Annotated in this window: 6 protein-coding genes; 2 read left to right on the plus strand and 4 right to left on the minus strand. The window is 56.4% G+C overall.

What is annotated here, in order from left to right:
- Window positions 1-226, plus strand: a 226-nt coding sequence (locus tag PMI03_RS13315; RefSeq protein ID WP_039973944.1) for a hypothetical protein, incomplete at its 5' end; no start/stop codon positions are given.
- Window positions 227-272: 46 nt separating this feature from the next.
- On the plus strand, window positions 273-476 hold the full coding sequence (locus PMI03_RS13320) for a cold-shock protein (RefSeq protein WP_007693942.1): 204 nt from the start codon (window positions 273-275) through the stop codon (window positions 474-476).
- A gap of 406 nt (window positions 477-882) precedes the next feature.
- Here PMI03_RS13320 and PMI03_RS13330 read toward each other — a convergent pair whose 3' ends face one another.
- The 4 genes from PMI03_RS13330 to PMI03_RS13345 form a co-directional block, all read right to left on the minus strand.
- On the minus strand, window positions 883-1,575 hold the full coding sequence (locus tag PMI03_RS13330; RefSeq protein ID WP_007693945.1) for a hypothetical protein: 693 nt from the start codon (window positions 1,573-1,575) through the stop codon (window positions 883-885).
- Between the two features lie 58 nt (window positions 1,576-1,633).
- Window positions 1,634-2,017 (minus strand): hypothetical protein, encoded by a 384-nt coding sequence (locus PMI03_RS13335; protein WP_039973947.1) that lies wholly within the window; start codon window positions 2,015-2,017, stop codon window positions 1,634-1,636.
- 34 nt (window positions 2,018-2,051) lie between these two features.
- Window positions 2,052-2,429, minus strand: coding sequence for a hypothetical protein (locus PMI03_RS13340; protein WP_007693947.1), 378 nt, complete (start codon window positions 2,427-2,429; stop codon window positions 2,052-2,054).
- 3 nt (window positions 2,430-2,432) lie between these two features.
- The coding region (locus PMI03_RS13345) for a hemagglutinin repeat-containing protein (protein ID WP_007693949.1) at window positions 2,433-6,220 on the minus strand (3,788 nt) is incomplete at its 5' end.

Consider the following 6,220-nt stretch of genomic DNA (forward strand, 5'->3'; position numbering starts at 1 on the left):
CCGGCTTGCGCGGAGCCGTGAGTCGTTTCAGAGATCCGCCGCCCGGCGCGCGACGTACGGCACCTTTTCTGACCGGTTTATGGACATCGTTGAGCTGATCATCAGGGCTATTGTGGCAAAAATGGCCGCGACTACGGTGATTTTTCACCCCAAGCCGAAACCTGAGACTGCATCTGCCTTGGGAAAAGCTCGCTTACTTGTAGCCGCCCGAGTGTATGCGCTATAAGGTTGGCGCGCGCGCTAAATGGCCGTGGAAGTTAAGAGGAAGTGTTATGCCGACTGGTACTGTTAAATTTTTCAATGAAGACAAGGGATTTGGCTTCATTACCCCCGAAAATGGTGGAACGGATGTGTTCGTTCACGTTTCCGCTCTGCAGCGGGGCGGTTCGCTCAGAGAAGGTGAGAAGGTAAGCTACGAACTCGGCCAAGATCGCAAGACTGGCAAGTCGAAGGCCGAGAATGTCAGCGTGCTCTGATCGCACGTATTAAATGATCGACCACGGATTTAGCCTGTTTCATTATTGGAACAGGCTAAATCCGACCTGGGTGAATTCGAACTGACGTCGTCCGACAAGCAACGGCTGGCGACTGATTTGTCAGGTTTGATCACCCGCAGGGCTTATATCGGTCTATGAGAACCGATGCACGCGGACGCCATCTTTTGCTCAGCGACCGCCTTCGCCGGATTTGGCCTCCGGTACCCCCGGCCAAAAGGCCCACCATCGACCCCAGCCCAATGACCGCCAGAAACTTCAAACACATTGTGGAGTTTCTAAGGGGTGCGAAAGTCGCAAAAATCTTCCTGTCGCTTGGCGAGCTCGATTTCAAGCTGCGCAGGAGTATGTCGATCGCCGGCGAGATGGAGAGCGATAGACATTACAACTAGGGACCAAATTTCGTGAACGTGATGGAGGGATAGACCCCGGGGATAACCTCTTTCATGACATCGCGCTCGGCCGGCGAAGCATCCGACGCCACGACGACGGGATCGCTGCGCCTTCCCGTCAGGCGGATGTAACCGGCATCGATAATCTGTCCGGCGCCGACAGTAATGGTGCTGGCGCCTCCGAGCGGGCTGACGTAGTTGAACAGGAAATCGTGGTCACCGCCGGCCTCGATCTTGACGCCGTTGCTGAACTGGCTGATGCCGTACTGGCAGTCCGCATACGTGATGGCATATCGGCCGGGTGCAATTGGCCTGAAAGACCGGGCGTAGGACGCAGCATTTGCCACCCGATACAGAAAAGTCGCCCGCATATCCTTCGGCTTCTTTTCGTCGGGCAACAGCCAGCGATCGGCCGAATAGATATCTTCGAACGCCGAGTTTTTGTCAGGCTTGCCGTTGTCGATCCTGCGCAGGCGAATATGGCCAGAGCAATATTGGTCACCCATCAGGTTTGCGTCGACAGTCCGAATGAGCAGCAAAGCGCCCTTCTGGCTTTTCTTCGAGGCAATTTGACTGATGGCAGCACTATGCTCGGCGGCCACCTTGCCGGGGGCGCCGCCTCCTGCGCATCCCGCCAGGAGGGTTGTTATCAAGCCGAGTGCGACCGCAGCAAAGAGTTTTGCACGCATTCTGAAATCCTAGACAAAAGTTATGATGTTTCGATGCGGAAGCCGTGATCTGCGTGACTTAGAGCAATGTTGCTGAACCCTCTTTAGGATTGGGTAATGTCATAATGGCTTCGTAGGCTGCCTCGGAAAAACCATTAGCATCCGTTGCTGCTGCGGCGAATGAAAGAGACGACATCAAACGAGCCAGGGCAAAATAGGCTGCTGATTCCTCATCTCGCCCTTCGTCTTCTGCATCGAAATATTTTTCATCCATCTCGCCGCTTAGCGTGCCGAAATCGAAACCTTGGGGCAGTTCACCGGCCGCTAGTTGTTCGGCAAGTTCGGCATTTTCCAGCAAGGTATACCAACGGGTTTCAATCCTACGAGCACACGCTTGAAAAATTTGTTTAAATAGGCGTTCCGCTTCAGCAGTATTGATCACCTTCCGAAAGCGTCTGGCCATTACTTCATTGATTGTCCACAAGCGTTTCAAAGCGTCATTTGGCCCATTGTAACTGCTGCTCTAGTCCGAGAAAAAACAAGGAAACTGCGTTGGCTGCCTGCTCTGGGTTTACGCAAATGGTTTCGGGATAATCGCCATATTGACCTCCGGCACATAACTCGACCATCGTAGATTGATTTCCGCTCATGTTCTCAAGTGTCAAATTGTCAATATCGTTCCCTAAGGTAACGACATAACGGAGTGGTCCGCCGCCTATCATGAGTTGCCATCCATCCTTCCGCTCAAGGCTCATTAAGGTGTGCCGCTTGCCATCAAGCTTTGAAAACCAATCCAACGCCATGTTCACATCGGCGTCGGGAACTTCGGCATCCAAATTGTGAACGCCATTTCGCGTGTCTGTAATCAATCGCATGATTTACCTTGGAGTTACTATCATTGGTCCATCGGGGCCGACAACTGTGAGCTGCTTTAGCCCTAGCTGCTCAACCATAGACCTTATCCCGCCGTTGGTTCCGCAAGCTGCGCAGGGCGTCCGATCTACATATAGTGTCAGATTTTGGCCGGAGACATCAATACCTTGCTGTTTGATTTGATTAAGGGCATCAATTTCTGCGTGGGTCGATGAGATTGCATTGACCCCCGAGACTGGTTGGCCGTGGGCATTCACACCATAGATTTTTTGTCCATTGATCTCAATTACAGCCAAAGTGCTCTTATCTGCAGCAGTGCCAGCTGGCGGAAGGCCAAGCTGAACACGGAATGTAGCTAGATCATTGAACCCTATTCGGCTGGCCGTTGTGGCTGCTTTTTGAGCGGCAGCGACATCGCTATAGATAGCACCATTTGAGCCGGCGATAACGATATTGCCCTGATCATCGACAACGCGAGCAAAGCCAGCCGGAAGACCACCGACATCGCTGGCGGTCGCCCCCATCGTTGACAACAGAGGCCTGTAACCTTCCGGTACAAGGACGGTTGTTCCATCCGAGGCAGTTAGGGTTCGGTATGCCGTTGTTAGGTTTCCAGAAGTAGTCCCGGATGAACCACTGCCCAGACCACCAGTTATATCGAGAGCGATAAGAAGTGCCGGCAACGTTTTGTTGGCCGCCAACGCCCGATAGGCAAAGGACATGCCTTCAAAGTCGCCCGTCCTAAAGGCATCCGCCAAAACGCCAACTGCAGCGCTGATATCTTTCGATCTCAATGTTTGCCATTGGGCAGCGGTTAAGCTGCTTTGATTGGGATCGGTCGCGTCAAAGTACGCCGTGGCCTGCGACAGCGTGCGCATCATCATGAACTGATCCAATAGGCTTACTGGGCCGGTCCCATTCGCAATAGCGTCAAACATCTCGGCAGCGGCCTGACGGACCTCAAGACGAGCATTGATGCAGGCCGCCGTCTCGCTACCCTTACAAGTTTCCAATTGGTCGTCGCGAGCTTGATCGATCTGCTGTAATTGGTCCAACCGGTCGCAGGCTTTTTGGTCGGTTTTACATTGGGCTCTCAGCTGGTCTCCAAGCTCAATTTCCGCATGTTTCAGATAGTTATACTGATATTGGGCAGCGCTATAGGACGCACCTTCACCACCCCCGACGATACCGCCTAGGCCTGCCGCCAAACTCTGGCCAATGGAAGCGGCAAGTTGTTGACCTGCTTGAGTTCCCTCGTACTCGGTTCCTTTCAGCATGCCGTTAACGAGGTCAGCGATCGCTGGCGAAAGTAAAGACGAGGAAGCGCCGCCTAGAGCGCCCTTAAGAGCTCCTTCCCAACCATTTACACCACCTAATACGCCTGCTCCTATCGCATGCAATGTGGCACGCCCGACTCCTCCCTCTTTCCAGTAGTCCATGCCCGCTTGGTCGTCATGGTCACGTGCCTGCTTGTAGAGCTCTGTCGCGATGTCACCAACCAGCCCCGCCATAGTGGCCTGGGCCGCCTGTAGGTCGGCCTGCGTTTTGTATTGTTCACGCAGGATATTCTGCAAATCCGGCAGTCCGGGCAGCGATGTGTTGGTGTTATCAGTATCACGGCGAATCGCGGAGATATCCCGCGTCTGATGCGCGGGATCAGTGATCGTGATGCCGATATTGCTGCCGATGGCGGAGAGCGCCTGGCCGGTCTTATTCTCGCTGGCCTTTACCGGAGGGGTCGGCATGATACCGCTGGTGCCAATCGATACGCCGTAGGTGTCGGCCTTCCAGGTCGAATGCGTGTCGATATCCGCAACCGTCAGGGTGCCGGTGGAGAAGTTGTTGCGCTCCGTGCTCGCCTCGCTGGTAATCAAGCCGCCGACAAGGCTGGTGTGGCCGCTGACATTGATGTCGAGCCCCCCTGCCCCGGCATGAATGCCCGACTGCTCAACGACAAGGGCGGCGTCGCCCTTGGCTTTCTGCGTGACACCGGAGACACTGGTCGAACCGAAGCCGGTCGAGGCCGAGAGGCTGAGCTGGTCAGCCTTAGCCTTGGCCGTATCCACCTGGCTTTCGATTGTCAGGTTCTTGACGTCGGCGGTGACCGAGTTGCCGGTGATCGTGGCGCCACGCAGCGCCAGGTCATTGGTGATGATGGTGATGTCGCCAGTGCCGTTGACATGCGTATTGGTATGGCTGACGCCGCTCGTATCGGCGCTGCCCTTGCCATAGCCGGCATTGGCGACCAGACCGAGGTCCGCCATGCCCTTGCCACCACCGCCAAAGGTCGCGCCGACCCCGATGCCAGCACTCCAGGACTTGTTGGCGCTGGCCGAATCCGACGTACCGGTAGCGGCGTTGAGGTTAATGTCGCCATTCTTGGCCGAGAGGAAGATGTCGCCGGTCAGCGGATCGCCCGATATCGTCGGGATGCCGTTCTTGTCATAACCGGCCAGGATCTGGGCGCCATCGCTGGTGATGGAGCCATTCTCGGCCTCCATCGAGATCGAGCGGCCAGCGCGGATATCGGTCACGACCGGTGTCGAGGATGAAGAGGACCAGCTGTTTTCCTGATGGTTGGCACCGACCGTCAACGAGACATTGACACCGATATCGCCAGACTTCTGATACTGATCGTAGACCCCCTGCAGATCCTTGTAAGCCTGATAGAAGCCGAGCCCGGCGATAGCCGTATTGGTAACCGCATTGACGCCACCGCTGTCCGACAGGCGCTCGGCCGAGTTCATGATGCTCTGGGCGGCCTTGCCGACCTGGCTCGACACGGTGAGTGTCACACCGGCAAAGCTCTTCTCATGCGCCTCCTGGTAATTGGTGACGTCATTGGCCGACAGCAGATTGATGTCGTTGCCAGCGAAGAGATTGACGTCACGCTCGGCCGAGGCGCTGGTTGCCTGCAGGTTGACGTCATGGCCCGCCGAGATGTTCAGGTCACGGCCGGCGGTGAGTGCCGACATGGCATTGGTATCGGACTGCTGCGCTGTGCTGTCCTTGGTCGACTGCGCACCGATACCCAGCGAGAAGCCGCCACCGCCTGCCGAGAAGGCGATACCGAAGCCGGATTTCTTCTGCTGTTCCGACTGTGACGCGCTTTCCGCGCCCGGCGTGACATTGACATCTCGGGCGGCCGACAGGTTGATGTCGCGATCGGCGGTGACAGACGATCCCATGATGTTGAGGTCGGTCGCCCGTGCGGTCAGATTAACGTCCTGGCCAGCCGACAGCGTGGAGCCGATATTGTCCGTCGAGGACTGCGCGCCCTGTTTTTCGTTTTTGCCAACGAGCGAGATGAAGCCGCCGCCGGAGCCGACGAACAGGCCGGAATCCTTGCGCTGGCTATCGGACTGATGGTTCTCCTGGGCGCCGATGATGGAAACGCTCTCACCGGAGATATTCAGGGAACCATCGGCATTGACCTTCGAGCCAACAATCGCCGCTGCCTTGCCGGCATCGAGATTGACGTCACCCGAGGCTGAGAGCTCAGAGCCGACTGTCGTTTCCTTATAGCCGTCATAGCTGGAGCTGCCGCTGCGCAGGAATCCCTTGCGCTTGGCGCTGTCATGCTCGGTCTCGGTGTCCTTACCGGCGGTGACAATGAGATTGCCGCCGGTCTGGATGTTGAGATCGGACGTATGTGTGGCATCGCCGGCGGTGACCTTGGACGCAGAGACGGTCGTATCTCCACCAGAGATGATGGTGATGCCGTCCTTGCCGCTGATCGTGGAGCCTTCGGCCGTGGTGTTCTCCAGGTGGCCGGAGGCGTTCTCCTTGGTCG

The sequence above is a fragment of the Rhizobium sp. AP16 genome (assembly GCF_000281735.1).
Lineage (GTDB): Bacteria > Pseudomonadota > Alphaproteobacteria > Rhizobiales > Rhizobiaceae > Rhizobium > Rhizobium rhizogenes.

Bases quoted from the DNA above. Each gene is read 5' to 3' on its own strand.
- PMI03_RS13340 (WP_007693947.1), bottom strand. From the start codon at position 2,429: ATGCGATTGATTACAGACACGCGAAATGGCGTTCACAATTTGGATGCC.
- PMI03_RS13335 (WP_039973947.1), bottom strand. From the start codon at position 2,017: ATGGCCAGACGCTTTCGGAAGGTGATCAATACTGCTGAAGCGGAACGC.
- PMI03_RS13320 (WP_007693942.1), top strand. From the start codon at position 273: ATGCCGACTGGTACTGTTAAATTTTTCAATGAAGACAAGGGATTTGGC.
- PMI03_RS13330 (WP_007693945.1), bottom strand. From the start codon at position 1,575: ATGCGTGCAAAACTCTTTGCTGCGGTCGCACTCGGCTTGATAACAACC.